The 24,333-nt window shown below is 48.7% G+C and carries 23 protein-coding genes, 1 pseudogene and 1 riboswitch; of the genes and pseudogenes, 14 read left to right on the forward strand and 10 right to left on the reverse strand.

Annotated features, from left to right (window positions below):
- Positions 1-119: 119 nt before the first annotated feature.
- The 5 genes from H6F90_RS14745 to H6F90_RS14765 all read right to left on the reverse strand — a co-directional run bounded on the left by H6F90_RS14745 (position 120) and on the right by H6F90_RS14765 (position 4,999).
- Entirely contained in the window at positions 120-722 is a 603-nt protein-coding gene (locus H6F90_RS14745) for a 2OG-Fe(II) oxygenase (RefSeq protein WP_190553180.1), read from the reverse strand.
- An 86-nt stretch (positions 723-808) separates the two neighbouring features.
- Positions 809-2,077, reverse strand: a complete 1,269-nt coding sequence (locus H6F90_RS14750; RefSeq protein ID WP_242024483.1) for a family 10 glycosylhydrolase — start codon at positions 2,075-2,077, stop codon at positions 809-811.
- A 146-nt stretch (positions 2,078-2,223) separates the two neighbouring features.
- Complete coding sequence (locus H6F90_RS14755) at positions 2,224-3,081, reverse strand: aldo/keto reductase (protein ID WP_370588022.1); 858 nt, start codon at positions 3,079-3,081, stop codon at positions 2,224-2,226.
- Between the two features lie 212 nt (positions 3,082-3,293).
- Positions 3,294-3,803 (reverse strand): BON domain-containing protein, encoded by a 510-nt coding sequence (locus H6F90_RS14760; protein ID WP_190553182.1) that lies wholly within the window; start codon positions 3,801-3,803, stop codon positions 3,294-3,296.
- A 110-nt stretch (positions 3,804-3,913) separates the two neighbouring features.
- Complete coding sequence (locus tag H6F90_RS14765) at positions 3,914-4,999, reverse strand: YsnF/AvaK domain-containing protein (protein WP_190553183.1); 1,086 nt, start codon at positions 4,997-4,999, stop codon at positions 3,914-3,916.
- A 366-nt stretch (positions 5,000-5,365) separates the two neighbouring features.
- Between H6F90_RS14765 and H6F90_RS14770 the strand changes: the two genes are divergently transcribed.
- Positions 5,366-6,226 carry a peptidase C39 gene (locus H6F90_RS14770; protein WP_190553184.1) on the forward strand — a complete coding sequence of 287 codons (861 nt, stop codon included), beginning with the start codon at positions 5,366-5,368 and terminating at the stop codon, positions 6,224-6,226.
- On the opposite strand, the gene H6F90_RS14775 is transcribed toward H6F90_RS14770, so the two are convergent.
- A complete protein-coding gene (locus H6F90_RS14775; protein ID WP_190553185.1) occupies positions 6,223-6,744 on the reverse strand; it encodes an AAA family ATPase in 522 nt (173 codons plus the stop codon). The two genes, H6F90_RS14770 and H6F90_RS14775, sit on opposite strands and share 4 nt — an antisense overlap.
- Before the next feature lie 244 nt (positions 6,745-6,988).
- Positions 6,989-7,108, forward strand: a riboswitch (guanidine-I (ykkC/yxkD leader).
- A gap of 173 nt (positions 7,109-7,281) precedes the next feature.
- Between H6F90_RS14775 and H6F90_RS14780 the strand changes: the two genes are divergently transcribed.
- The 7 genes from H6F90_RS14780 to H6F90_RS14810 are packed head-to-tail and all read left to right on the forward strand — an operon-like array spanning position 7,282 to position 13,690.
- Complete coding sequence (locus tag H6F90_RS14780) at positions 7,282-8,142, forward strand: ABC transporter ATP-binding protein (protein ID WP_370588023.1); 861 nt, start codon at positions 7,282-7,284, stop codon at positions 8,140-8,142.
- A 23-nt stretch (positions 8,143-8,165) separates the two neighbouring features.
- Positions 8,166-9,161 carry an ABC transporter substrate-binding protein gene (locus tag H6F90_RS14785; RefSeq protein ID WP_190553186.1) on the forward strand — a complete coding sequence of 332 codons (996 nt, stop codon included), beginning with the start codon at positions 8,166-8,168 and terminating at the stop codon, positions 9,159-9,161.
- Between the two features lie 30 nt (positions 9,162-9,191).
- Positions 9,192-9,971, forward strand: a complete 780-nt coding sequence (locus H6F90_RS14790; RefSeq protein ID WP_190553187.1) for an MBL fold metallo-hydrolase — start codon at positions 9,192-9,194, stop codon at positions 9,969-9,971.
- Positions 9,968-10,753: a creatininase family protein gene (locus tag H6F90_RS14795; RefSeq protein ID WP_190553188.1), complete on the forward strand. Its 786-nt coding sequence runs from the start codon at positions 9,968-9,970 to the stop codon at positions 10,751-10,753. The genes H6F90_RS14790 and H6F90_RS14795 overlap by 4 nt, the downstream gene beginning before the upstream one ends.
- 25 nt (positions 10,754-10,778) lie before the next feature.
- The gene (glnT, locus tag H6F90_RS14800; protein ID WP_190553189.1) at positions 10,779-12,137 is read left to right on the forward strand and encodes a type III glutamate--ammonia ligase; all 1,359 of its coding nucleotides are present in this window, start codon (positions 10,779-10,781) and stop codon (positions 12,135-12,137) included.
- 60 nt (positions 12,138-12,197) lie between these two features.
- Positions 12,198-13,049 (forward strand): ABC transporter permease subunit, encoded by an 852-nt coding sequence (locus H6F90_RS14805; RefSeq protein ID WP_190553190.1) that lies wholly within the window; start codon positions 12,198-12,200, stop codon positions 13,047-13,049.
- Positions 13,050-13,084: 35 nt separating this feature from the next.
- Entirely contained in the window at positions 13,085-13,690 is a 606-nt protein-coding gene (locus H6F90_RS14810) for a cysteine hydrolase family protein (RefSeq protein WP_190553191.1), read from the forward strand.
- A 7-nt stretch (positions 13,691-13,697) separates the two neighbouring features.
- Here H6F90_RS14810 and H6F90_RS14815 read toward each other — a convergent pair whose 3' ends face one another.
- The gene (locus H6F90_RS14815) at positions 13,698-14,480 is read right to left on the reverse strand and encodes an isoprenyl transferase (protein WP_190553192.1); all 783 of its coding nucleotides are present in this window, start codon (positions 14,478-14,480) and stop codon (positions 13,698-13,700) included.
- Between the two features lie 76 nt (positions 14,481-14,556).
- Positions 14,557-15,516 carry a ferritin-like domain-containing protein gene (locus tag H6F90_RS14820; RefSeq protein WP_190553193.1) on the reverse strand — a complete coding sequence of 320 codons (960 nt, stop codon included), beginning with the start codon at positions 15,514-15,516 and terminating at the stop codon, positions 14,557-14,559.
- 201 nt (positions 15,517-15,717) lie between these two features.
- Here H6F90_RS14820 and H6F90_RS14825 point away from each other — a divergent pair, with 201 nt between their 5' ends.
- The 5 genes from H6F90_RS14825 to H6F90_RS14845 all read left to right on the forward strand — a co-directional run bounded on the left by H6F90_RS14825 (position 15,718) and on the right by H6F90_RS14845 (position 21,604).
- Complete coding sequence (locus H6F90_RS14825; protein ID WP_190553194.1) at positions 15,718-18,123, forward strand: tetratricopeptide repeat protein; 2,406 nt, start codon at positions 15,718-15,720, stop codon at positions 18,121-18,123.
- A gap of 117 nt (positions 18,124-18,240) precedes the next feature.
- Positions 18,241-19,221 (forward strand): aldo/keto reductase, encoded by a 981-nt coding sequence (locus H6F90_RS14830; RefSeq protein ID WP_190553195.1) that lies wholly within the window; start codon positions 18,241-18,243, stop codon positions 19,219-19,221.
- A gap of 182 nt (positions 19,222-19,403) precedes the next feature.
- Positions 19,404-19,631, forward strand: coding sequence for a hypothetical protein (locus H6F90_RS14835; protein WP_190437558.1), 228 nt, complete (start codon positions 19,404-19,406; stop codon positions 19,629-19,631).
- Between the two features lie 209 nt (positions 19,632-19,840).
- The gene (locus H6F90_RS14840) at positions 19,841-20,803 is read left to right on the forward strand and encodes an ROK family protein (protein WP_370588024.1); all 963 of its coding nucleotides are present in this window, start codon (positions 19,841-19,843) and stop codon (positions 20,801-20,803) included.
- A gap of 63 nt (positions 20,804-20,866) precedes the next feature.
- Positions 20,867-21,604 (forward strand): DUF554 domain-containing protein, encoded by a 738-nt coding sequence (locus H6F90_RS14845; RefSeq protein ID WP_190553197.1) that lies wholly within the window; start codon positions 20,867-20,869, stop codon positions 21,602-21,604.
- A gap of 3 nt (positions 21,605-21,607) precedes the next feature.
- Here the strand turns inward: H6F90_RS14845 and H6F90_RS14850 are convergent, their stop codons facing one another.
- Both H6F90_RS14850 and H6F90_RS14855 read right to left on the reverse strand, forming a co-directional pair.
- On the reverse strand, positions 21,608-22,753 hold the full coding sequence (locus tag H6F90_RS14850; protein WP_190553198.1) for a hypothetical protein: 1,146 nt from the start codon (positions 22,751-22,753) through the stop codon (positions 21,608-21,610).
- Between the two features lie 76 nt (positions 22,754-22,829).
- Positions 22,830-23,900 carry a 3-deoxy-7-phosphoheptulonate synthase gene (locus H6F90_RS14855; RefSeq protein ID WP_190553199.1) on the reverse strand — a complete coding sequence of 357 codons (1,071 nt, stop codon included), beginning with the start codon at positions 23,898-23,900 and terminating at the stop codon, positions 22,830-22,832.
- A 155-nt stretch (positions 23,901-24,055) separates the two neighbouring features.
- Between H6F90_RS14855 and H6F90_RS14860 the strand changes: the two are divergent.
- Positions 24,056-24,225: pseudogene (locus tag H6F90_RS14860) on the forward strand (IS630 family transposase); the annotation flags it as partial.
- Positions 24,226-24,333: the final 108 nt, after the last annotated feature.

The raw sequence follows: 24,333 nt of genomic DNA on the forward strand, positions 1-24,333 counted from the left end.
TTGCCTACGAAAGTGGTAGAACTATCTATCAAATCAAGCACGGGATGCTCTCTGAGTATCTCAAGGAGCAACTCAAGCATCCGTCCGTTCAAATGACTTTTGCGTAAGTTCTGATTCTGCTATTTGCGTTTTGGCTTCATGGCCCTCGATTCTATGGTCAAGGTCGGGATGTCATGCAGCTCTGCATCACTGAGGCTGTATTGTTCGCAGACTAAGCTCAGCCGCGTTCCGGTTGTTTTCACCGCATTCACAGAATGGGTCAAATCCCCTTGAAAATACACCAACGTATTGGCTTGAGGTTTCACTTGCCCAACCTGCTGCTTTTGGCGACGTAGCACTAATTCTCCGCCCTCCAGATTGGCTGGCACCTGCACATAAAGCACGCTTACTGCCATTGGTGGCTCAACGGTTTTGCAGTAGGACCGCAACGAGCGATCGATATGGGGGTCAACACGGGAGCCTTCCCCCAATAACAAGGGGTTGAGGTAAAAGGCGTTGCAGTTGGGCAGTAAGGCTCGATCGAGATAAGGCTTAAAGAACGGGAATTGCTGCTCTACCTTCCCCAGTTCTGAGCGTTGAAACACGACCGAAAATCCTTTGGTTCCCACAAAGTCACGATTGAGATTATTCACCGCTAAATAAGAGCAAGCGAGAATCTGACCTCGAAGGTCGCTAAGGTACTGAGTAGGGAAAACATCCCGTTCTTGAGAATAGTATTTCAAGCGCCTGAACTAATTTAGGTTGAAAGGTTGAGCGTTTACTATGTTACCCCTCCCTCTCGGCGCTCAACCACTTAGGGCTGCAATTCCTACTCTGTTACCGCACGCGCCACTGGTGATTGGAAAAGCGCCTGAAAATTCGCTTGCCGTTCTGCTGCGGGTTCGGGGGTATGCTCCCAGAGGCTTTCGTAGTAGAAGAAAGATATACCCAAACCGCGATCGCGAGCGGCTCTGACTTTTGACTGAATCAGCGACATCGGCATAGGTTTGTTTCTCAAGCCTGTCAACACCCCGACTCCTGTGGGAATTTTTTGGCTAGCTTCTTGAAGTTCCGAGCGGGCGATTTGTCCTAGAAAACTCTGCATATCAGGACGATACACCTGCACGATCAGCTCATCCACAATATCCTTCCGTACCCAACTCAACCAGTCTTGCAGATAGCCGCTATAGGCTGAATCATAGGGGTTAGGAGATACAGAAAAGATCGCATTTGGCTTTCTCTCCTTGACTGCTTTATTTAACTGAGCCATGAAGGCCGTAATTTTGTCAGCCCGCCAGCGTACCCACTCTGGATCACGAGCATTGGCTGGAGCGTCTTTCTTGGTTTCCTTTTTGTATAAAGCTAAGGTATGGCGGTCGTAACCGAACTCAACAGGCAAGCTCATGTGGTCATCAAACTGGATGCCATCGACATCGTATTGAGTCACCGCTTCTAGCACCAGATCGCTAATGAACTGCTGCACCTCTGGCAAGAACGGATTTAACCACATCACCTCACCAGCATCAATCTCTGTGGTTAGGCTACCGTCGCGGCGGTGGGTGAACCACTCAGGACGATTGGCGGCTAACTCCGAAACCGCAGGTGCCATGAACCCGAACTCAAACCAAGGGATCACGAGCAATCCTTTTTGATGAGCCTGAGTTGCTAGATCAGCAAGGATATCCTGTCCCTGCAAGCCTTTGCGTACAAAAGGTTGAATTTCATGGCGTTGAGCCACAGCGCTTGGATACAGCACATACCCTGAATTCCAAATTACTGGGTAAAGCGTGTTGAAGTTCAATCGAGCCAGTTGACCGACAGCATCTTGAAGCTTAGCTTGATCTCTCAGGATGTCATTATCATTCTCGGTTAGCCAAACTCCCCGAATTTCCTGGTGGGGCTTCGGCGCAGGTTGTGGAACGCTGACCTCTGGCAGCGGCACCTCTGGCAAAGGCATTTCTGGAATTGGACTTTGCGCGATCGCTTTGGTGGGCTGACCCGCTAATAAGATAGTCAGGGACGCTGCTAAGCAAAATAGGAAGCAGGACTGGAGCGACTGCCGCCAGCTTTTAGATAGAAAGCGTAGTGGTCGTTTCATTGGTTTGAATGAGTGCTCTACCCAGTTGTGCGATCGCATGCTTTCGTAGTGAAATCCAAGTCAACTATTGTATAGGTATTTGTAGTTACAGCAAAATTGCTCCGCAAACCGGACTTACCCAATAAATAATTGTGGTTGGTTGAGCACTAAAGCCATTGCGTCTCAAATTTGTCCAGGCCATTGCCATAAACGAAATCCCCATACTGTCGCCAGTGAACTAGCTCTGGAGAAGTCAGGGATGCAGTTTGTAAGACGCTAAGATTTGCAGTCAGTTCCGTCAAGTTGGCAGGTGAAGTCAAAACAACCGGAATCGCCGAGGGTTGCAGGGAGAAGCGATAGCAATCAATGGCGCTAGGAGGATCATGAGGCCAATCGGCGGGCGATCGCAATAGAGTGCCCCAGCGGGTCGCAGTGAATGCCACTACTGGGATACCTGTTTGAACTGCCGTCGGCAAAACATCTACTTCTGCTTTACGGTGCGCCATGTTATAGCGATGCATCAAGACATCACAGCGCTGATTTTGGATCATATCCAGAGCGATCGCTCGGTTATGGGTACTGACGCCAACATAGCGAACATATCCTTGTGCTTTCCATTCGTATAGCTCCTCTAACGCTGCTGCAACCTCGGTAGGGTTATCGCTAGGAGACACATATTGCGCAAAAAAGATATCTACTACATCAACTGCTAATGTTTTTCTTACTTGATCTAGATACTCTCGAAGGGTAGTAGAGCTGCGTTGTTCACTGCCTGTGGCGATACATAAATTTTCTCGTTGAGCGCTCGCCAGTAATTTCAATGTTTCTAAAAAACGCTCGGAACCCAAGTTATAGAAGAAAAAGTAGTTAACCCCAGCCTCAAATGCTTGAGCTATACAAGCCGATTCCTGCACTCGTCGGCTAGCTAAACCCAAGCAACTAATGGGATTTCCAGCGATCGTTTTTAGTTCCATATCTATGTCAAAAAAGTCTGCGATCGCTGCGTGAAGGGACTGAGGGCTCACAATATCTTCACAAAAATCACGTATCTGTTTACCTAAAGATTATTCGCTAGTTTTGCAATTAAGCAGATCAAAGCTAGCGACAACTCTTTAGATGTTGAACCCAGCCAGTTAAATGAGATTTCTGGCGAGGTTGACGTTCAACCCAACTAATAGATTTTCAAATTTTTAGTTGTTTTGCCTGAGCTAAATCGTACCAGCTAGGACCACGAATTCTAATTTGTGTGAGTTTCTGTTACTTCTTTGGAATCTGCTGCGGGTGGTTCGTCTGGCTGGGCATGGGAAGCAACGTTAGCCTTGACAGTCACAGCGCGAACGCCTTTAATCTGTTTTGCTAAAGGTTCGATTTTTCTCAGTTGTTGATCATCTACGACCGTTCCAGCGATCGTGACTGTTCCCTCTTCCGCAGTGATAGTTAATTCACTTTGAGGCAGATTAGCTTCTAACTTTGAGCGCACTTCGCTTTGTAGATCACCATCGGCTCTAATAGCGTCATCGCCAGTGGCATCATTGCGCTGCTCACGGGCACGAATGTCAGAATTTAATTGCCTTCTTCGTAGTTCGGAAGTAGCATCATTTTGGTTTTTCTGGGCAACAGGCTCTTTTAAGTTGCTCTCTGGCTGTGTCGCTGTATCCGGTGAACTGTTACTGGTTCTGGCAGTATCACAAGCTGCTAAGCCCAGTAGCAAAACACTACTCAGAAACAATGGAGTTAAGGTCTTCATAATTTTCTTTGCAAAAGCTGATTATTTATCAATTATTGTTTGAGGGCGATCGCTGCTCTAAGCCTCAAAGCTAATCTGAGAGAGGCGATCGCTACCAGTGAAGATAAAGCTTAGATCCGATCCTGAGGCAAGCGATCGCGGTCTGCATTCACAGCGGGATGTCCTTCCGTCTCGACCCGGATTTCTTCGCGACGTACTGTATCTTCAAGGTTGACCACCTCTCGGGTAACTTCCTTCCGTAGGCTGACTTCTTCGCGAACAAACACCTCTTTTTGAATGTTTGGTGTCTCCTCATACACTGCCATGCGGAAGATTTCTCCGGCTCGAAAGCTAGTCTCATCAAGCGCTACAGGTCGGTCAGCGTTCTCTATCTTAATCCGCTCCACAATAACGCGCTCTCGCTCAATTGGAGTTGTAACACTTTGGGTTTCTATGGCAACGTGCTTACCAACGGAGACTTCCCCTGTCTTTTGCCGAGTCTTATCTGGCACCAGCCGTTCTGAATACAAGTCAATAGATTGGATATTTTCTGACTCAACTGCGGCGACTGTGGCGGCAGAGTTAGCTATTTCAGGTGACTTAACGGGTGACTCAACAATGGCGGTGGAGCCAGATCCCTCGGAGTGCTGGGTGTCATAGATGCCCCACTCCTCAACACCTCGATGCTGGAGGATCGCTTCAGCACGACGCAGGTCTGCATCTGTGCCTTCCACTATGACCATGTATTGTCCTTGAGCCACGCGATCGCTATAGACTTTAGCCCGATCTTCAGGGATGCCTAGCCCTACAAGCCCACCCAGCAAGCCGCCTGTAGCAGCACCAATGGCCGTACCTGAGAGCGCTGTAGCTAAGACAGTGGCTCCTGCTCCCGCTAGCATTACTGGCCCAATTCCTGGGATTGCTAAGATACCAAGACCCACTAGCAGACCTGCCAAGCCACCCAACGCACCCCCCGTAATCGCGCCTGTCTTTGCACCTTCATCAGCTTTGTTACCGACTTTGTTGCCGACTTGATGCGTGACTTCAGTGCCTGCTAGTCGCTCATCGTTGTGATTTGAGTCTTTCGCTACAACAGAAACTTTGTCCATCGGAAAGCCGCTGTCACGCAATTCTCCCAATGCGTGTTCTGCCTGCTCACGGCTGGGAAATATACCGATCGCTCTTCTATGTTGTTCTAAAGGTTGTCCTAAAGCCATTTCTCCCTCCTGATTCGTATGTTTTCTGAAAAAATTTATTTTTTAGAAGTATCTTCAGCAAGGTTATTAAGACTTAAAAAAAGAATTTAGGCGATCGCTTAAACCCAAGATTTTACTTTTCTAACCGTATGTTTATAAAACTGTTTTAATGACTACAGCCCCTTAATCTTGCTCTACTAAAGTCTTTTGGGCATTCATCCATAGATGTAATCTCCTACTCCTCGGTCACTCATTTGGTAGAGATACTGACTTCGCTGAACTACAAAATAGTTGAGTTTGGTGGAGCTATTTTTGGGGTTAAAGCTGCCTATCTGGGAACTTTAGGCTCAACCCATCCATAGCGTGTTGCAAACAGCAGTTGAGCTTGTGTTTCTACTAATCATCTCCCTAATCTCTTTTTTGCCAGGTATCTTTACAGGTCAAACCTTAGCTCGGCGGGGTTTCACCGCTGCCAACGCCCTACAGCACCGTCAGAAACAAGTGTATGTGATTAGCCTATTGTCACTAGGTGTTGGCACCCTGCTGAGTATCGTACTAGTAGCAGGACGCAGCAGCCCTTGGGTGCCCAACTTTCTTTTGCTATATGTGGGAGCCTACCTTTGGGATGCTGTTTTGGCGGTTTGCTGCTTCTGCATTGGGCTGATCCTATCGTTGGAGTTACCTGGTTGGAAAGATATACAGCGCCTACAACAATTAGTTTTGTTTTTGGTGGTGAGTTTGTCGGCTACCTGCTTCTTGGCGTACTACCAGTTGCCAATTGACAACTTGGTCCAAGCCGCTAGAGTTTCAGAGGAAGTTGTGCTGCAAACCACTCCTTACACATGTGCTGCTGCATCTATTGCCACCATCGCTCAAATAATCAAACCTGAGTCATCCATCACTGAGCTAGATGTGGTGAAACTAGCTGGGACTGACCGCACAGGTACTAGTACGATCGCGGAGATTTATGCCATGCGGGTTTTAGGGCTAGATCCTCAATACGAGCGTAATTTAAGTATTCAAGATCTAGTGAATCGTCAGCAACTAGCAGTTTTGCATGTCATGGAGCCTGTAGGAGAAAGCAAGATCTCTCATGCGATCGCTCTATTAGCAATTGATCCTGTAAAACGTACCTTGTTGCTAGGCAATCCCCTCTATGGTAGGCAAGTCAAAACCTTTGCTGAGATGCAAGACTATTGGCTGAAAGAGGCTGTGTTCGTCTCTGGTGAGCTAATTCAGCCAAGCTAGCCCAGTTCTTTTAGCCAGGTTTGAGCAAACTGGGGCGATCGCAAGTGAATAATTTTTAGATGAGCATACTCTGGTTGTTGTAGCAGGACGGGATATTCACGTCGGCGCTTGTGGTAGGTGCGAAATAGCCACAACAGAATCGAGTCCCGGCTCAGCGCTTTGGTGAGCGTCTCCCGGTTGCCACTCCAAAGTTCTTCTTGAGTCACCACTCGTCGCACCGTGCGTCGCAATAGTCGCCCAAAGGTAGTGGAAAAGGGTAGATCTATCCAGACTAAAGTATCGGCTTTGGACCAAGTTAGATTTCGTACTTCGCTGTAATTTCCATCTACCACCCAGCGATCGCCACTTAAAGCTTCAGCTACTCGCGAGCAAAAAACATCGGTTGCACTTTCCGACCAATTAGGGTTCCAGTGCAAAGCATCCAACTCAACGTGCGGGATGTTTAGACGTTGAGAAATGTGCCGAGCCAGAGTTGTTTTGCCAGAACCCGTGGTTCCAACTACTGAAATACGCTGCATGCAACCCTTAGTTCCATGAAATCACTACTCAATCTCTACAAGCTTGTGAGAATCAATTCCCTGAGCCTGCTGAAGTTAGGTTGAGACCGCGATCGCCCTTGATTAAACTTTCAGGGTTTTAGCAATGCCCTGCAATTTCGTCACTTTTGATACAACTGCTCCTGTTAGCAACTGGCTATATATAGTCTGGGTCATTCATTATTCTTGAAAAAAGCTTTCTAGAGAAGTTAAAAAAACTGAAAACTGTTACAGCTTCTAGGGTTCCGACCTATCCATCGAGATAAGTGCCTGGTCCGAGAGAAGCGGATCTATTAACTTTTATAGAGTTTGATAGGTTACACGGCGGGATAAAAGCCCGGGAGAGGTTACTGCTACAGCAGTTGCTTCTCTCCTGGGCTTTTTTGTTCTATTTCCTACAGTTGAGTTTGCATATGGCAACTATCGTTATCGGAAAATCCAAAGAATTTGTAGAGGTTCAATCTGCCTCGGTTCTTCGGATCAGCACCGTAATCCTTCCCGCCTCAGGAGCTTTTTGCAATGCTCAGTACTGATTCAAAATCTCGTAAGTTGCCAGAGCGCGTTGCTCAACCCCAACCAACCCATCCAATGCCTTCTCCCACAGGTGCAAAACTAGAGGTTCACAATGTCTGCAAATCCTACGGTCTCAAGGGCAGGCAATTAAGAGTACTGGACGATATCAACCTACAGATTCACTCTAGAGAATTTGTCTGTTTGGTTGGTGCCTCTGGTTGCGGTAAGTCCACGTTACTCAATATTGTGGCTGGACTGGCTGCCCCTTCCTCTGGTGCGGTCTTTGTCGATAGTCAGTTGGTGACAGGTCGCCCTGGTTCCGATCGCGGCATGGTATTTCAGGGATACACGCTTTATCCTTGGCTGACTGTAGCTCAGAATGTGGCATTTGGGCTGCAACTCCGGAAAATATCGAAGGCCGAACAGCGCGATCGCGTAGGTTATTTCCTGAATGTGGTGGGGTTGTCAAAGTTTGCCAGCAGCTACCCCAAACAGTTATCGGGTGGGATGAAGCAACGGGTGGCGATCGCACGAGCCTTAGCCAATGAGCCCGCTGTGTTACTGATGGACGAACCCTTCGGCGCTTTGGATGCCCAGACTAAAGAACAAATGCAACAGTTCTTACTAGAGCTATGGGCGCAAACCCATGTCACCGTGATGATGATTACTCATGACATTGAGGAAGCCATCTACTTATCGCAACGGGTTTATGTCATGAGTGCCCATCCGGGTCAAATCAAAGCCGAGATTACGATTCAATTGCCAGAACGTCGAGAATTGGATATTAAACTTTCTCCCACCTTTGTCGATATTAAACGGCAAATTATTCATACCCTCCGTCACGATGTTGCCACAGTTTCTCTTTAGTTAATTAAATTCAATCAGACTCCATGCGTAAGTTCCCTTCTTTGATTCGGTTGCTGGGTTTAGCATTCCTGTCTTTAGTCCTTAGCATTGCCTGCTCTCAGCAACCCAATACCAATGCACCTCAATCTCAAGCGTTGGTTTCTGCTACCAATAACTGGGTGGGCTATTCTGGTCATCACGTAGCAGTAGGCAAAGATCTTTTCTCCCAAGCAGGGCTAAAAGTTCAAGATCTGTTTTTCCAGAGTGCTACAGAAGAGATGACCGCATTCCTAGCAGGAAAAGTAGATATTGGTTGGTTTACCTCTGGGGATGCCATTCAAATGGCGGCTAAAGATCCTTCGATCAAGATGATCTACTTGGTAGACTACTCTAATGGTTCCGATGGCATTATTGGCCGTGGGATTAAATCTCCCCAAGATGTCAAAGGCAAAACGATCGCTCGTGAAAATATTTTATTTGAAAAAGTTCTCCTACGAGCCTACCTGGAAAAAGGGAGGCTGACTGAAGCAGATGCGATCGTTAAAGATCTAGCAGCGGCTGATGCGGCAACCGCTTTCGCAGCCAAACAAGTGGATGTTGCCGTTTCTTATGAACCTTACTTGAGTAAAGCCGCACAGCAAGGAGGAGGAGAAATCATTTTCTCCACCAAGGATACCAACTTAATCGCTGATGTGATTGCGGTGCATGACAAGTTGCTGCAAACCCGTCAGGCAGATCTACAAACTTATCTCAAAGCAGTCGATCAAGCTGTGAAGCTTTTGAATGCAAACGATGCCGAATCTCTCAAGCTTGCAGGTAGAAGGCTAGGGGTGAGCGCTGAGGAAATCAAAACGCAATTGGAAGGCGTGAAACTATTTGATTTAGAAGGCAATAAATCCGTCGGTTTCAACGCCAGTAATGCCAACAGTTTGATTGGAAATTTGGACATGACTGCCAAAGCCGCTTATGACTTTAAGTTTGTGCCTCAGGCTCTCAAGGTTGATTCTTTGTATAACGCTTCCATCGTGAAAGCAGCATAATCATCCATTGCTTATCTGTTCGCTATCATCATGTGCAACAAACCTGTCTGTGAGCATTGGTTTTCTACCCAGCGGCTGCGAGACGACCTATATCTGATTACAGAGCCTCACTATTACGCCTATAATCGCGCCAATCTTTGGCTAATTAAAGGCCAAACCCAAGATCTACTGGTTGATACCGGGTTAGGAGTAGCGAGTCTGCGGCAACATATTGCTGCTTTGATCGATAAACCTTTGCTAGCGATCGCCTCTCACATTCATTTTGATCATGCAGGCGGACTGTATGAGTTCGAGCAGCGAGCTATTCATGCGGCAGAAGCAGAGGCTTTGCGACGAGGTGATGATTATGAGGCGCTGTGTTTACCAGAGCAGGGCTGGGTGCAACCAGACCATTTCGATCTGCTACCCCATGCTGGGTTTACAGTCGAGCAGTACACCCTCCGAGAGACTGAGCCTACCAAAGTTCTACAAGAAGGAGATGTGCTGGACTTGGGCGATCGCGCCTTAGAAGTTTTGCATCTACCCGGACATTCGGCTGGCTGTATTGCCTTGTATGATCCTGCCTCTCAAGAGCTGTTCTCTGGCGATGTGATTTACGACGGTGAGTTGCTAGATGAACTGCATTGCAGCCACATCCCCACCTATACAGCTACCTACGAGCGCTTGCAAAAGCTACCTGTAAAGACAGTCTATCCCGGTCACTACACTATTTTTGGCCAAGAACGGTATCACCAAATTATGCAGGACTATCTAGAGCACCGCCGCCAACCAGGATGTCCGACAGACCTGGCTAGGAGTGCCAGACCATGATCCACCCAGACAACCCCACCAAGCAGCCCGTACTTTGGGAAGAACTAACTTGGGAGCAGATTACCGAACTGCGAGACAGGGGCATCAACATGGTAATCCTCCCAATTGGAGCCACTGAACAACATGGTCTGCATTTGCCCGTTGGGGTAGATACATTCTCCGCAATCGCCGTGGCTCATGGAGTCTCATCTCAAACGGGCATCCCCGTGTTACCTGCCTTACCCTACGGTTGCTCTTTAGGACATTCCAAAAAATGGCCCGGAACTATCTCCCTACGCCCAGAAACCTTAGCTAAGTTAGTTTTAGAAATTGCCGAGTGGGTTTATAGCGCCGGATTCCAGCGTCTGCTCCTGTTGAATGGTCACGTCACCAATTGGGCACCACTGCGTTGCGGTCTGGAGAATGTGCGGCATACCTACCCCGATCTCCGGATTGCCTTGCGATCGCTTTGGGAAATCACGCCTCAAATTCATCAGTTCTATCACCAGGATGCGGCTAATTTTCATGCCAACTGTGCCGAGACTTCCATGATGTTGGCGTTGCGCCCCGATTTGGTGCAGATGGATAAAGCGCTAGATGAACCCGATCGCTCGGCTAGTTGCTTCTTCGCCTACACCGTCAATAAAGAGAGTGTTCACGGAGCGGTAGGAACTCCTAGTCAAGCAGATTTTAATTTTGGCAAACAAATCCTAGAAAGCTGTGTGGCAGAGCTAAGCGCCCAACTGCAACGAGCCATGGCGGAGGGAACCCCGCTCGAAGAGATGCCTCCCACCATTCAGTAACGCCCGAATTTGAAGGATGAAGAAGATGACTGAGACCCTAACTCCAGAATCACAAGCGCTCAAAGAATCGCTACAAGATCAAGGCGTAAAGTATGCCCTAGCCAGTTTTGTCGATATCCACGGCATGTGCAAGGCCAAATCCGTACCACTGAACCACTGGGGCCAAATGATGGCAGGCTCAGAGCTGTTTACTGGGGCCGCTCTGGATGGGGTGCCACAGGATGTCAGCGACGAAGAAGTGTCGGCTCGTCCTGACCCCAACTCAGCGACTATCTTGCCCTGGAATTCAGAACTGGTTTGGTTAGCCAGCGATCTTTACCTCAAAGGAGAACCTTTTGAAGCTTGCTCTCGTGGCATCCTCAAGCGAGTCTTAGCCGAAGCCGCTACGATGGGATTTACCTTTAACCTTGGCATTGAAACCGAATTTTTTCTCCTGAAAGAAGGAGAAGATGGCAAAGTTGTGCCAGTGAGCGATCGCGACACCTTAGCCAAACCTTGCTACGACCTACAAGGACTGCTGGATAACTACACCTGGGTAACAGAAATTGTCGAGGCTATGAATAGCCTGGGATGGGATGTCTACTCCTTCGACCACGAAGATGGAAATGGGCAGTTTGAAACTGATTTTGCCTACTGTGATGCCTTAAAAATGGCCGATCGCTTTACCTTCTTCCGGCTCATGGTAAAAGAGATCGCTCGTAAGCATGGGTTTTTCGCTACTTTCATGCCCAAACCCTTTGCCAATCGGACGGGAAGTGGTGCTCACTACAATATGTCCTTGGCAGATATCCAGACAGGAGAAAATCTGTTTTATGAGCCTGATGATACGCGGGGTTGCAAGCTCTCCAAACTTGGTTATCAGTTCATTGCAGGTGTCCTTAAACATGCTCCTGCCATCTGCGCCGTCATCGCCCCCACAGTCAATAGCTACAAGCGGTTGGTAGCTAGAGGCAGTATGTCAGGTTTCACTTGGGCTCCCATCTACGTCTGCTACGGCAACAACAACCGCACTAATATGTTGCGAATTCCTTTAGCAGGGGGACGAGTAGAATGCCGCGCCGCTGATATTGCCACCAACCCCTATCTCGGTGCCGCCATGCTGTTAGCCGCCGGATTAGAAGGTATTCGGGAGGGGGTCGATCCAGGGGAGCCTCATGTTGAAAACATGTATAACTACTCGTTAGAGCAATTGGAGGAGATGGGGATTCGCTTTCTGCCGCGCAATTTAGGAGAAGCGATCGCCGCTTTTGCCAGCGATCCGTTGAGCGAAAAAGTGATGGGGCCATTAATGTACAAATCCTACATTGAGTTCAAGTCTCAGGAATGGGAGGAATATCACACCCATGTTTCTGATTGGGAACTCCAGCGGTACCTAAAGTTCTAAGCTCAGCTTCCCTCAATAGCACTTTTGGCCCCAGTTTTAACCACAGCGGAGGTAATTTCGGTGACTCAATCCAGCCTAGCGAATTCAGAAACTACCCGTGAATATCACTATTTGCAGCCCTCGACTTTTTGGAGTATTCGTCAAGGCTTTCCCAAATCCTTGTCTTTGCTCCTGATTGCGGTCTCCCTAGTCGTTCCGTTATTACTCTGGACTGTGGTTAGCTCTTTGGGATGGGTGTCACCAATCTTTTTGCCCTCCCCAGCCCTTGTCTTTCAAGCTGGTCTCAAACTGTTTACTGAAGACAATCTAGCGTTGGATGTCTTAGTCAGCAGTGGCCGTGTCTTGGCTGGTTTTCTCGCAGCCGCAGTCATTGGCGTACCGATGGGATTGGCAATGGGCACGTTCTACAGCCTGGATAGCTTGTTTGCTCCCTTGGTTGGTACTGTGCGTTATATGCCCGTGACTGCCTTTGTGCCGTTAATCGTGATTTGGTTGGGCTTGGGAGAGCCTTCCAAAATCTTGATCATCATGTTGGGAGTGGTGTTGTATAACGCCATTATGGTAGCGGATGCAGTGAAATTCATACCCAATGAGATGATCAATGTGGCTTACACATTGGGTGCAACTCGGCGGAATGTGGTCTTCAAAGTGATTATTCCTGCTGCCTTCCCTAGTGTTCTTGATACTCTCCGCGTCAACATCTCCGGAGCCTGGAACTTCTTGGTGATTGCAGAACTGGTGGCGGCACAGAATGGTTTAGGCTTCAAAATTATTCAAGCCCAACGCTTCCTGCAAACAGAAAAAGTATTGTTCTGCATTGCTCTGATCGGGGTGATTGGAGTCGTGATTGACTACGGCTTAAAATCACTTTCGCAAAAGCTCACGCCTTGGGCTGACCAAATCCGTCATTAAAGTATTGGCTAAATCATCACTTTTGCAGGTACTCTATGTCTTTCCAATTTAATCCCCAAACCACAGCGCTAATCTGTGTTGATTTTCAAACAGGTGTGTTTACTGACGAAGGTGGATTGCCACATGTGGGTACACTCGAGGTTTTGCCAAAAGCTAAGCAAGTACTAGCAGCCGCACGAGCCGCCAAAATGCCCATCATCCACTTTAAGGAAATCCATCGCAAGGAAATGGTGGACTTTGGCCGAGAACTCGATGGTGCAGAACCCATTCACTGTTTAGAAACTTGGCCGAGTACCGACTATTACTGGGAACTCGCCCCCATCGAAGGAGAATTCGCGATTGGTAAACGCCGCTATAGCTGCTTCTTTGGTACTGACCTAGAAATACTTTTGCGAGGCTTAAAAGTTGACACCCTAATCTTGATGGGCACGATGACCAACGTTTGTGTCCACTACACCGCCGCCGAAGCCCACCATCGCGACTATCACTTTTATGTGATCGAAGATTGCTGTTCTGGCTCGGATTGGGAGGCTCACTGGGCTGCATTGAAGGCAATGGCATATCTGCAACGATCGGCCCGAATTAAACACGATGAATTTATCCAGGCGGCCCAATTGGTATCTCCTGCCGCGATCGCCTAAAGCATAACTACAGGACAGCCTGAGCCGCAGAATTAGATAGTGGCGTGGAGACAGTTCCGAAACGGCGATCGCGCGATTGGTAAGTCAATAAAGCCTGATGAAAAGCAGCCCGGTCAAAATCGGGCCAAAGGATATCCGTGAAATACAATTCTGTATAAGCCAACTGCCACAGCAAGAAGTTGCTCAGGCGTAGCTCTCCGCTAGTCCGAATTAAGAGATCTGGAGCAGGAGTATCAGCTGTATCAAGATATTGCTCAATCAAATCTTCGCTCACACTAGCAGCAGACAGTTTTTCCTGTTCTACCTGTTCGGCCACCCGACGACAAGCCTGCGCAATTTCCGCCCGACTACCATAATTCACTGCCACATTAAATTGAATAGTTCGGTTGTGAGCCGTCATCTGCGTTGCATAGTGGATTTCCTGCTGCAAAACTTCTGGTAGACCTGATAAGTCTCCAATAAAAGTGATCTTTACGTCCTCTCGCTGCATCTCAGCCAATTCCTGACGTAACAACCGCTTGAACAGCAGCATCAAGAAATTTACTTCTTCAGGCGATCGCCGCCAATTCTCAGTTGAGAAAGCATAGGCAGTCAGCGACTCAATCCCCCAGTCTTTGCAACAGCGTAATAGCGTTTTGAGAGTTTTAGCACCTTGACGATGCCCCGCAACCCGTGGCCAACCCCGCTGAGTCGCCCAGCGCCCATTCCCATCCATAATCACTGCCACATGACGAGGCAAGCATTGGGGATCTAAATCAGTCGGTAAAGACGAAAGAAATTTGGTAACCATGTAAATTTTGAATTCTCAGCTTATATCAATTACTCATCATCAACAAAAGATATTTCTCACCCCTCAGGTATTTCTTTCATCCCTCATCCTTACCAAACAGCTCTTGCAATTCCGCAGCCGTCAAACTCCTGCTCCAGTCATAAAGACGGTGCAAAATTCGAGTACAGGTAAAAATAAACGTGACTCGGTTACTCCAGGACCAAGATTGCCAAGCCAATACGTTCGTCATGCGATGTAGTGTGCCAACCAAACTACTGTGGTTTTGGCTGTAGGTAAGTCGTCCTTGCATTGTTCGGAGTAGAGTGAGACCAATATGAGGCAGAGAAGACTTCGGAAAGGCCCATACTCCAAATCCCCAGAATTTAGTCATGTGATTGATCTCATCTCGTGCCAACTCTTCTAGAACTGCCTGGAGCGGGCCTGTCGTATGCGCCATCAGCCAAAGATAGAGACAAGTGGCACCATATTCGGTTGCGATGCGATGGAGACCATGCCGATATAAATCGTTGCGGGGGTTATTAGACGATTGATAGGAGCGAACCGATCGCTGAGCTGGTGTAACTTTCTCGCCTGTCAGTTGGGCGTACACCTTCATTAGGGCTGGCGTATGTTGTCGCTCCTCCTTTTCCCACAAACCTGGCTCTATCAAGGAACCACGCTCATCTACAGTACCTCCGACAAACCGAGCCAACTGGGGATGTAATTGCTCTAGATACAATCGGCTGGTCTGTGTATATTGGCGAATGGGGGCTTCTGTGTCGATCGCGCCTTTGAGAATCGCCAAAAACACATCTAAATCAATTCCAACCACTTGCTGACGATCAATCGCTTGCCAATCAATCGGTTGCCAAGGACGAGTTTGGGGTGTTCTGAACTGAACTGGAAGATCTTCTAAGCGATCGCGCAAATGTTCTACAGATAGATAGCGATTGATCAGAGCATCAATTCGACGCTGAATCTGCCAGAAATTCAGGTCTTGGTGGTACTGGCCTGCTAAGTCTATTGAAGTTGAATTCAATTGCAGCGTTTCAACCATATTTCTCTCAACCAGCTCTTTTTCCGTAGCTTATAAGGGCGCAGAATGCTTTGTCAGTCGGTTGGAGTCGGGAGTTTTATCCGGGCAAAAAGTCGGAAAAGTCGGAAAAACCGGATGAGCCGTTGTAGCCAAACTGAGTCGTCAGTCAGACTGTAACCTGGTACGAGGTAGACTAAATACAACTTTGCGATGTGGCTATCAATGGACGCTGAAGCAGTATTGGCATGGGTTGACACCCTAGTTCTGACCAAAACTGGGCAACGTCTGAGCGACTTGCAGAAAACCATCTTGCACAAAGTTTGGCAAGGACGTAAGTATCTCGAAATCGCTGCTGACTACGGTTGTACTGAAGGGCATGTCAAGGATGTTGGTTCCGACCTGTGGAAATTTCTCTCTCAACAACTCGGCGAAAAGATTACTAAAACCAACTGCCGAACCGCGTTAGCTCGATATTTTCAAACTGCATCAATCACGTCACAAGTTTTTCGTACTCAACTCCATATCTCGGCTCCTCCCACATTCCATCCAGATGTAACCCCAACCATAGAACCTACTAACTTTGTTGGACGCACAATCGCGATCGCCCACCTCAATCACTTAGCCACCCAAGGAGCCAAGGCGATCGTCATTCAGGGAGAAGGCGGCTTAGGAAAAACTACACTGGCCCAACAATACCTGCAAGCCCAGGAATTTGAGGTAGTTTTAGAACTATTGATGGCGAAGGAAACCCAAAATATTACCTCTGCGGAACGGGTCGTAGAGGAATGGCTCCAGCACGACTTTGGCCAAGAACCCAGCGTAGACTTTGGGGTAAATTTAGGGCGACTCAAGCGGCAGCTTCAAACTCGGCGCATTGGCATCTTGATCGATAACTTAGAGCCAGCACTAGATTTGCAAGGACGATTGTTAGCTACACATCGTAACTATGTCGAGCTATTGCGGATTTTAACCGATGGCCGAGTCCGATCGCTGACTTTAATTACCAGTCGCGATCGCTTGTGTGAATCGAGCCTCAACCTATTACACTATCGGCTGCCCAGCTTAGAACAGGAGGCGTGGGAGCAGTTCTTTCAACATCAAAACATTGCAATCAATGAATCAGTGCTGCAAAAAATGCACCAGGCTTATGGTGGCAATGCCAAGGCAATGGGAATTCTCTGTGGCGCGATTCAGGAAGATTTTGCTCATGATATGGCGGCTTACTGGCAAGAGAACGATGGCGATTTGCTAGTGACCACCGACTTAAAAGATTTAGTCGCCAGCCAAGTCAATCGGCTACAAGCTCTAGACCCTCAAGCGTATCGGTTGTTCTACCGTTTGGGCTGCTATCGCTACCAAGATGTCCCCTCCATTCCTACAGCAGCACTACTCTGTTTACTATGGGATGTTCCACCGACGCAACAGCGACAGACCATTGCCTCCCTTCGCAACCGCTCTCTGATCGAACACCATAACGGCGGCTACTGGCTGCATCCCGTCATCCGGGCAGAGGCGATCGCCCGTCTACGAGCCAGTGATGAATGGGTCACGGTGAACCACAAAGCAGCAGAGTTTTGGACTGCCAGTGTACCTGCGATTGAAACGACCAAAGATGCGCTACAAGCCCTAGAAGCTTATTATCACTACATCGAAATTAATGATTTTGAGGCAGCGGGCAGCGTCATTCTCAAAAGTAGAAATAATCAGTGGCAACAGTTTCTCCCTCTCGGTAGTACCTTATATCGGATGGGGCTACTGCAACCGCTACTCGCTGCTGTTACTCAAGTAATTCGCAATGTGCGCTCCGATCACAACCTCAGCGAACTCTACAACATCTGGGGAGATTTGCACTGGATTACGGGCAAAATTCATCAGGCGATTGCTTGCCAAGAAACAACGATGACGCTAGCTCATCAAGCCTTACAGTCTCTCCCTACTGCCCCTCAAACCCCAGCCGAGAAACATCAGCTTTACTACTTCAAAATGCTGGAAGTCGATTCCCTACTCAGCATTGGGCTTTACAAAATTGATCTGTGGGAGTTAGCAGATGCCGCTTGCTTATTTCAGCAAGTAATCGCTCTAGCTCAAAACACCGAACACCACCGCTGGGCCGAAAAAGCCACTGTTTGTCTAGCTTTGGTCAATTCTTATTTGATGCCAAGTGCATCTCTCATGTTGGCGGAGACAATCTACCATTCCCTCCTGACCGAACAGTTGGCAGAGCGCAGTGGGAGATTTGCTTACTTCATTCAGATTCTGGGCCAAACTTATGTCAATTTAGGCGATTTTGAGAAGGCAAGTGCTATGTACCAGATGGCGTTGACCTTTTCTGAGGCAGGTTCCTACACCCAAATCAAAGCCAAAACTCTCAACGGCTTAGCCGAAATTAAGCGCCAACAATCTGCTTTTGACATCGCCCTCCATCATCACGCTGAAGCGATCGCCCTTTTAGAACAAATTGGTGCCAAATGTGATTTGGCTGAAGCTTATTTCCAGCTAGGACTCACTCACCAAAAAATGAACAATATTGTGAGTAGTCAAACCAACTTTGAGCGTGCCATTCAGCTATTCACAGAAATGCAAGCGCCTCAGCAAGTGCTCAAAGTGAAGCAAGCCCAGAGATCATAGCGCTGCGATCGCATCCCTAATCAGCTTAGAAACCTAGACAGAATCGGGCGATCGCCCACTAGACTAACAAAGGAGGCTATTTCCACCTAAGACAACCAGTAACTGAGACTACGAACCATGCAGAGTAACCAACCACTTTCCCTACCTTTAATGGGATGCGGCACCTGGGCCTGGGGCAATCGTTTGCTGTGGGGCTACGACGAGAGCATGGATGAGCAGTTGCAAGCTGTCTTTAACCTGTGCGTTCAGCAAGGGGTGGCGTTATTTGATACAGGCGATTCCTACGGCACAGGCAAACTCAATGGACGTAGTGAGCAATTGCTCGGACAATTTACCCAAACGTATGTCGGCCCGAATCAAGCGGAGATCTGTATCGCGACGAAGCTGGCCGCTTATCCCTGGCGCTTGACGCGCAAAGCAATGGTGTCAGCTGGACAAGCTTCAGCTCAACGTCTAGGGAGAAACGTAGATTTGGTGCAGATGCATTGGTCTACGGCGAATTATGCACCTTGGCAAGAATGGTCGCTCTTAGATGGTCTGGGTGATCTATATGAACAAGGACTCGTCAAAGCGGTAGGCCTCTCGAATTACGGCCCGAAACGGTTACGACAAGTCCATCAAAGACTAGCAGAGCGAGGCATCCCCATCTCCACATTACAGGTGCAATACTCGCTGCTATCTACCTATCCAGTCACAGAGTTGGGATTGAAGGAAGTATGTGATGAATTAGGTATCAAACTCATTGCCTATAGCCCCTTGGCGCTGGGGATCCTAACGGGTAAGTATTCCGAGCAAGGCCCCTTCCCCAAAGGCATTCGTGGGCTCCTCTTTAAGCAACTTTTGTCAGGCAGCCGACCTTTGCTAGATTGCTTACAAGCGATCGCCACCTCTCGCGATAAAACTATGTCTCAAGTTGCCCTCAATTGGTGTATTGCGAAAGGCACTATCCCCATTCCTGGCGCAAAAAGCATGGAACAAGCTCAGCAGAATGTCGGGGCTTTAGGATGGCAACTGGATGTAGGTGAGATTGCAGAACTCGATCAAGCTGCCGCTAGCGTAGACAAACCGATGGTGCAGAATATCCTTCAGACCAGATAAATTCACCATCTACTCTTTCTGTGATAAATATCACTAAAAAAATGAGCTTTAATCACTGAAAGAGCAGAGCTGCATCACTGAGGAATCCTTACAAAATCACCTCTATAGCGCGGGTGGCATCACTGGAAAGTTTGCTTAATTAGGTGATATTGAAGGTAGGCAAAACTCCCTTTATAAATATCATGTTAGTCACCGCATGTCTACTACCTTCTGCCCTCTCTGATCTATTTGCTCAGTCTCAAGACTCTGGCAAAATCACCCTTGCCGATCGCCACGGAATTAGAATCGCTCTGCTTCAGACAGCTCTCGATGAAGAAGAATTAGGCTCTATCGATCGCCTGCTCCATGCCATTCGCCGAGGCCGAGTTGAGGTAGTCGATGAACTGTCTGTCATCCTCTCAAATAACTAGTGCATTACTCGTTCTATCGATCGCGCTCTCATTTCTTTAAGCTTAAAATTCTAAAGTTACAGCCGTAGATCAGCATTATTTTTAACACCACAAAGTAAGTTCATTAATCAGACTTTCTATTCTCTGTCGTGCAAGGGCAAAACTCATTCAACCTGTAGAATTAAAAGCGATCGCTTTCTAGCAAGTTGGTTGAGTCGAGACACAAGCCCGTGACAGAAACGCCCTTATTACTCGCCCTGGATTTTGGCGGCACGAAACATGCAGCAGCACTGATTGGTCAGGGTGAGACGAAATGGCGAGATTCCCGCCGTCAGCTCTCCCCTGCCAAACCCAATGCCCAGACCGATTGGAAGATCATGCGATCGCTAGCCCACGAACTGCTGCAAGGTGCCAAGCCGAGCGCGATCGGAGTCAGCTTTGGTGGGCCAGTCGATGCCAAAACCGGAACAGTGCGGCTCTCTCACCATGTCCCAGGCTGGGAAAATGTACCACTCCAACAGTGGCTAGAAGCAGAATTTGCTGCTCCTGCCAGTGTGGACAATGATGCTAACGTCGCTGCCTTAGGTGAGCATCGCTTTGGAGCGGGGCAAGGCTGCGAGAGTTTGTTCTATATCACCATCAGTACAGGCGTGGGCGGCGGCTGGATTCTCAACGACCAACTGTGGTCAGGGGCCGAAGGGATGGCGGGAGAAATTGGTCATATCGTCGTTGATCCGGATGGGCCGATTTGTCTATGCGGCAAACGCGGCTGTGTGGAACGGTTAGCCTCCGGTCCTTACATTGCTCAGGCCGTACAAGAACAGCTAGCGGCCCAACCGCACCGAGGCCAAATTCTGCGATCGCTCGTCAACCAAAACTTAGACGCGATTACCGCCCAAGTAGTGAGTGAAGCCACAGCTCAAGGCGATGATTTAGCTTGGGAAGTTTTGGAAGTAGCAGCCTGGGGACTCGGCATAGGAATTGGCAATGTAGCTAACTTGATGAATCCGCAACGCTTTATTTTAGGTGGGGGGGTAACTAAATCAGGAGCACAGTGGTGGGAGACAGTGCGGCAAACGGCTCAGACTACCGCGCTACCAGAAGTTCATTTTGAAATTGTGCCTGCGGCTTTAGGTGATGAGGCTCCTTTGTGGGGAGCTGTGGCGTTGGCTAGCGATCGCCTCCAGGCGTAATCTTTTAATCTACTACCACTATGGTTTGTGATGCCCTTCTCACAGCCCCCTTAGGATTGCTATATGTCACTTGATTTTTGGGCTAAAACCAGCGGCACCTGGATTAATATCGGCACTGTCCTGGCTGGTACCGCACTAGGCTTAGGGCTGCAAGGTCGCCTACCAATCCGGATGCAGCGCATCATTACTCAAGGCTTAGGGCTGATCACCTTGTTCGTGGGGATTCAGATGGCGGGGAGCTTAACCAAAACTCAAGCAGGCCGTATTGATGGTGTGGTTTTAGCATTATTGGCGATCGCCTTGGGTGGGCTGTTAGGCGAGTGGTGGCAGCTAGAAGAACGCTTGACGGCAGTAGGAGAGTGGCTGAAGCAACGCTTTAAGGGTGGGGGTGGCTTTACCGATGGTTTTGTCGCCGCTAGCCTCTTGTTTTGTGTGGGACCCATGACATTAATTGGCAGTCTCAACAATGGTCTCACCGGAGATAACACTCTGCTGACCTTGAAAGCGACAATGGATGGGTTAGCCGCGATCGCCTTCACTAGCAGTTTTGGTATTGGTGTGGGCTTCTCTACCTTGATCATTTTGGTCTATCAAGGGGGTCTATCACTAGCAGCAGGTCTACTAGCTCAGTCTCTCCCCGATCCCGCCACCGATCCCCGTGTGCTGTTGGTAACAGGCGTGGGAGGGCTGATGATCTTGGGCATCTCTTTAAACTTGTTAGAGATTGCCCAAGTTCGTGTCGCGTCCTTCTTACCAGCCTTGGCATTAGCACCCTTAATCTATTTCATTTTGGCTCGCTAGCCACTACAGTTTTTCCCAAGCTTGAATCAGGGCTTGCAGAGCTTGAGGCAAACCTTCCTTGTCAATATCGATATATTCAAAGGTGCTACCCATTGCTTGCACAGTTGAGGTGGGGTAATCAGCAAAAGCAGCGCTGGTGAAGAATCTCAAGCCATTCATGTTAGGGACTCTTTGCTGCTCTAGCACCTGTTGAAACTGACTCAGTTGTTGTTGAGACAAACGCTTCATCACCTTGGGTCCAGAGGTCGGAGAATTAGGACCTCGAGTTTGGCTGTAGAGCGTCCCGTCGGCGGTGAGGTAAGTATCAGTTACGCTTCCAGTCAAACCACCGGAAACGCTGAGGCGAAACACTACATTCTCACCGATTGGCGCAGGCGGTTCGTTTCCTTCAGGGATGAAAGAAGTAAAGACTTCGCCTCGACTGCCGCTAGCTGTAGCATTTTGGGCAATGCGGGAAGCATCTTCGCTTACATGGTAGACCCACTGTTGGCGATCGCCCGCCACAATCACTTTCCAGCCAGAAATTGCAATTCTTGTGCAAGCTCGTCCGGGTTCATAAATACCCATGCAGCCGTCAAAGGTGGCAGCTTTAGATTCTAGAACGCGCAAGCTAGAAGCAGGAACGCGAGTTTGTTGGGCAATGGTCTCGAACAGGCGATCGACCACTTGAGGCGGCAAAGCAGAGGGATCTTGAGTTTCTATCCTGATCACTTGAGCTTTCAGGTCAGTGCGGTAGACCCAATTCTCTTTACCATTGGTCATTTCAACTCGCCAACCTTCTACCGTTGCCATCGCGCAGCGCTCATTGGGTTGGGCCAGCCCTAAGCAGCTATCTCCCCAAGTTTCTCGGCTAAAGCTGACTACTTTCAAGTCGCGCGATCGCAACTCAAAGCGTTGAACTAAATCTTGTTTAACTCGCCGCATCACCATCTGGGGCAAACGAGTTTTAGCTTTAGCAGCTTGGGCTTGCTTAAGTTGGGCAATCAGGGGTTGGGAAGGGTGGGGCAGTGCCACTGCTGCTGGTGTAGAAACAGCACCAAACATGACGGCACCCAACAGAGCCAACGACAAAAGCTTTTGAGGTTGCTTGGCTGCTGAAGAATTTGAAGTGAAACGCATCATTGGAAGCACCAGAAGTAAGAGAGTCATTCATTACCCTCCTAAACTAGCCTTCTGCAACCCACCCTTGAGTCCGGTTACAAAATTGGTTACAGAATTGACCAATCTAGGCGACTGGAACTCCTCCGGTTTGCCGACTCACCGCTTCTGCCAGATTTTCTAGCATTTCCGCAGTCGTGCCTAAGTCTACACAGGGATCGGTAATGCTCTGACCGTAAGTGAGTTGAGACAAATCATCGGGAATCGGTTGACTACCCGCCACCAAATGACTCTCAATCATGATCCCCATAATGTGAGGAGAGCCAGCTTTCACCTGAGCCGCAATATCCTGCGAAACCAAGGGTTGACGAGTATAGTCTTTGTTAGAGTTGCCATGACTGCAATCAATCATGATGCGCTGGTTGAGCTTGTATTTGCTCAGTTCCTTGGCCGATTTCTCGATGTAAGCCGTGTCGTAGTTGGGTCCTTGCTTGCCACCGCGTAAGACCAGGTGACCATCTGGATTGCCTGTTGTAGTGACAATACTCGCTAGCCCTTGGGAACTAATCCCTAAAAAATGATGAGGAGAATTGGCTGCGAGCATCGCGTTCACCGCAGCGCCCAAGTTGCCATCGGTACCATTCTTGTAACCCACAGGCATAGAGAGCCCAGAAGCCATTTCTCGGTGGGTTTGGCTTTCGGTGGTGCGTGCCCCAATCGCGGTCCAGGAAATCAGGTCTGCTAGATACTGCGGAGTGATGGGATCAAGCAATTCTGTGGCGGCAGGTAGGCCCAGTTTAGCCAGCTCTAGGAGCAATTTCCGCGCCTGACGCAAACCCGTATTGATGTCGTAGCTGCCGTCCAAATGGGGATCATTGATTAAGCCCTTCCAGCCAATCGTAGTGCGGGGTTTCTCAAAGTAAACGCGCATGACGATCTCAAGCTGGTCTTGTAGCGCTGTCCGCAGCTTGAGCAACTTTTGGCCATACTCGTAGGCTGCATCCACATCATGGATTGAGCAGGGACCAACAATTACGAGTAGGCGTTGATCCTCTCCCTGTAGAATATTGCGGATGCGATCGCGGGTTTCTGCCACCAAAGTAGACACTTCTTCAGTGATTGGCAATTCGCTATGAATAAAGGCTGGACTCAATAGGGGGCGCGTTTCAACGACGTGCAAATCGTAGGTTCTACGCATGGAACTTATAAACTCTCAACAAAGAAACCCGGTCTCTCAAATTGCAGCTTAACAGTTTCTCTCTACTCCGTAACGTTTATCGTGATAAATTAAGCCACAATACCTAGACTTACTCCCTTCCCATCGTAAGATCGAGAAAAGGCTAGGGAGTCGCCATGAATCGAACTCAAGTCTTCGAGCCCAGCCTTTTGATGCAGACGAGTGGCAGAGACTTTACTACCGCAACCAGCAACAGTACATGCGCCAACGATTGAGCGCGGTCAAACTACTGCATGCAGGGAATAGCCGTACCCAGGTGAGTGAGCAAGTGGGCTGTCGCTCGGATTACCGGAGGCAAGTCGCTGAGTTCTCAGACTCGCTCGGTGGTGAATCGGGCCGCGAATGCTTTTCGGTTAGCGGCTCAAGCGGTTAGTCATAGCCACTCAGCCTTAGG

Origin of the sequence: Trichocoleus sp. FACHB-591 (genome assembly GCF_014695845.1) — a bacterium.
Lineage (GTDB): Bacteria > Cyanobacteriota > Cyanobacteriia > FACHB-46 > FACHB-46 > Trichocoleus.